We start from the raw sequence: 3,166 nt of genomic DNA, 5'->3' as shown, positions 1-3,166 counted from the left end.
TCTATGACATCCGCGGCGCCGGCGCGAAGCGCAAGGTTCCGCATTTCGACGACCTCCTGTTCCTCGGCGCCTCGATCTCGCGCTATCCGCTCGAAGGCTATCGGGAGCGCTGCGACACGAACGTGGTGCTGGGGTCGCGCCATGCCAAAAAGCCGATCGAGCTGAAGATTCCGATCACCATTGCCGGCATGAGCTTCGGCTCGCTCTCCGGCCCCGCCAAGGAGGCGCTCGGACGCGGCGCCACGCTTTCCGGCACCTCGACCACGACCGGCGACGGCGGCATGACCGAGGAGGAGCGAGGTCATTCCAAGACGCTGGTCTATCAGTACCTGCCCTCGCGCTACGGCATGAACCCGCGCGACCTGCGCCGCGCCGACGCCATCGAGGTGGTGGTCGGCCAGGGCGCCAAGCCCGGCGGCGGCGGCATGCTGCTGGGACAGAAGATTTCCGATCGCGTCGCCGAGATGCGCACGTTGCCCAAGGGCATCGACCAGCGCTCGGCCTCGCGCCATCCCGACTGGACCGGGCCGGACGATCTCGAGATCAAGATCCTCGAGCTGCGCGAGATCACCGACTGGGAAAAGCCGATCTATGTCAAGGTCGGCGGGGCGCGGCCCTATTACGACACCGCGCTCGCGGTGAAGGCCGGCGCCGACGTCGTCGTGGTCGACGGCATGCAGGGCGGCACGGCCGCGACCCAGGAAGTGTTCATCGAGAATGTCGGCCAGCCGACGCTTGCCTGCATCAGGCCGGCGGTGCAGGCGCTGCAGGACCTCGGCATGCACCGCAAGGTGCAGTTGATCGTCTCCGGCGGCATCCGCAACGGCGCCGATGTCGCCAAGGCGCTGGCGCTCGGCGTCGATGCGGTGTCGATCGGCACGGCGGCGCTCGTCGCGCTGGGCGACAACGATCCGCGCTGGGAGGCGGAGTACAACGCGCTCGGCACCACCGCTGGCGCCTATGACGATTGGCACGAAGGCAAGGACCCGGCCGGCATCACCACCCAGGACCCCGAATTGATGAAGCGGGTCGACCCGATCGCGGCCGGACGGCGGCTGGCGAACTACCTCAAGGTGATGACGCTGGAAGCGCAAACGATTGCCCGCGCCTGCGGCAAAAACAGCCTGCACAATCTCGAGCCCGAGGATCTCGTCGCGCTCTCGATCGAAGCCGCCGCCATGGCCGGCGTGCCTTTGGCCGGCACCAACTGGATACCGGGGAAGAACGGCTTCTAAGACAGACTTTCAAGACCACATAAGCGAGGAACTATAATGGGGAACGATCTCGCCGCATTCGCCAAGGAGAACGGCGTCAAATACTTCATGATCTCCTACACCGACCTGTTCAGCGGGCAGCGCGCCAAGCTGGTGCCGGCGCAGGCGATCGCCGACATGCAGAAGGATGGTGCGGGCTTCGCCGGTTTCGCGACATGGCTCGACCTGACGCCGGCGCACCCGGACATGCTGGCCGTGCCGGATCCGGATTCGGTGATCCAGTTGCCCTGGAAGCCAGAGGTTGCCTGGGTGGCGGCCACCTGCGTGATGGACGACAAGCTCGTCGACCAGGCGCCGCGCAACACGCTGAAACGGGTGATCGATGAAGCCGCCCGCGACGGCATGCATGTCAAGACCGGCGTCGAGGCCGAGTTCTTCCTGATCTCGCCCGACGGCAAGGCGATCTCCGACGAATACGACACAGCCTCGAAGCCCTGCTACGACCAGCAGGCGGTGATGCGCCGCTACGACGTCATCGCCGAGATCTGCGACCATATGCTGGCGCTCGGCTGGGGCCCGTACCAGAACGACCACGAGGACGCCAACGGCCAGTTCGAGATGAACTGGACCTTCGATCACGCGCTGGCGACCGCCGACAAGCACTCCTTCTTCAAGTTCATGGTCAAGTCGATCGCGGAGAAGCACGGCCTGCGCGCGACGTTCATGCCCAAGCCCTTCCAGGGCCTGACCGGCAATGGCTGTCACGCGCATATCTCGGTGTGGGACGAGACCGGCAAGACCAACGTGTTTGCCGACAATTCGGAAGAGCTCGGCCTGTCCGCCAAGGGCAGGAACTTCCTTGGCGGCATCATGAAGCATGCCTCGGCGCTTGCCGCGATCATCAATCCGACGGTCAATTCCTACAAGCGCATCAACGCGCCGCGGACCATTTCCGGCGCGACCTGGGCGCCGAACACGGTGACCTGGACCGGCAACAACCGCACCCACATGGTGCGCGTGCCGGGACCCGGACGCTTCGAGCTGCGCCTGCCGGACGGTGCCGCCAACCCTTATCTGCTGCAGGCGGTGATCATCGCCGCCGGCCTCGACGGCATTCGCTCAAAGGCGGATCCCGGCAAGCGCTACGACATCGACATGTATCAGTTCGGGCATACGGTGACGGATGCGCCGAAACTGCCGCTCAACCTGCTCGACGCGCTGCGCGAGTTCGACAACGACAAATCGCTCAAGGCGGCGCTGGGTGAGGAATTTTCGTCGGCATACCTAAAGCTCAAGCAGCAGGAATGGAATTCCTATGCTTCGCACTTCACGCAGTGGGAGCGCGACCACACGCTGGATATCTGAAATCCATCGTTGCGGGTGAGCGGCCTCGGAATGACGCAATGAAATATTCGATCTTCTCGCTCGCCCGCGCCGCTCTTTCCGGCCACAAGAACTGGCAGCCCACCTGGCGCGACGCGGCACCCAAGGACCGCTACGACGTAGTCATCATCGGCGGCGGCGGGCACGGCCTCGCCACCGCCTGGTTCCTGGCCAGCGAGTTCGGCATCCGCAATGTCGCGGTGTTGGAAAAAGGCTGGATCGGCTCCGGCAATGCCGGTCGCAACACCACTATCATCCGCTCCAATTACGGCCTGCCCGGCAACACCGGCTTCTACGAATTGTCGATGAAGCTTTGGGAGCGGATGGAGCAGGACCTCAACTACAACGCGATGGTCAGCCAGCGCGGCGTCATCAACCTCTACCATTCCGACGCGCAGCGCGACGCCTTCGCCCGGCGCGGCAACACCATGCGCATCAACGGCATCGACGCCGAGTTGCTCGACCAGGCAGCGCTCAGGAAGATGCTGCCGTTCCTGAACTTCGACAACGCGCGCTTTCCCGTGCAAGGCGGACTGCTGCAGCGGCGCGGCGGCACGGCTCGGCATGAC

3 protein-coding genes are annotated in these 3,166 nt (G+C 64.8%); all 3 read left to right on the top strand.

The features are described 5' to 3' along the window. The coding region (locus EOD07_RS28260; RefSeq protein ID WP_164772607.1) for an FMN-binding glutamate synthase family protein at positions 1-1,235 on the top strand (1,235 nt) is incomplete at its 5' end. A gap of 36 nt (positions 1,236-1,271) precedes the next feature. Beyond that, on the top strand, positions 1,272-2,579 hold the full coding sequence (gene glnT / locus EOD07_RS28255; RefSeq protein WP_127237719.1) for a type III glutamate--ammonia ligase: 1,308 nt from the start codon (positions 1,272-1,274) through the stop codon (positions 2,577-2,579). A 38-nt stretch (positions 2,580-2,617) separates the two neighbouring features. Beyond that, positions 2,618-3,166: FAD-dependent oxidoreductase (locus EOD07_RS28250; protein ID WP_127237718.1), on the top strand; the 549-nt coding region annotated here is incomplete at its 3' end.

This window comes from Mesorhizobium sp. M2C.T.Ca.TU.002.02.1.1 (assembly GCF_003997225.1).
The sequence above is the reverse complement of the archived record's forward strand: the minus strand, read 5'-3'. Positions and strand labels throughout refer to the sequence as shown.

Bases quoted from the DNA above. Each gene is read 5' to 3' on its own strand.
- glnT (WP_127237719.1), top strand. From the start codon at position 1,272: ATGGGGAACGATCTCGCCGCATTCGCCAAGGAGAACGGCGTCAAATAC.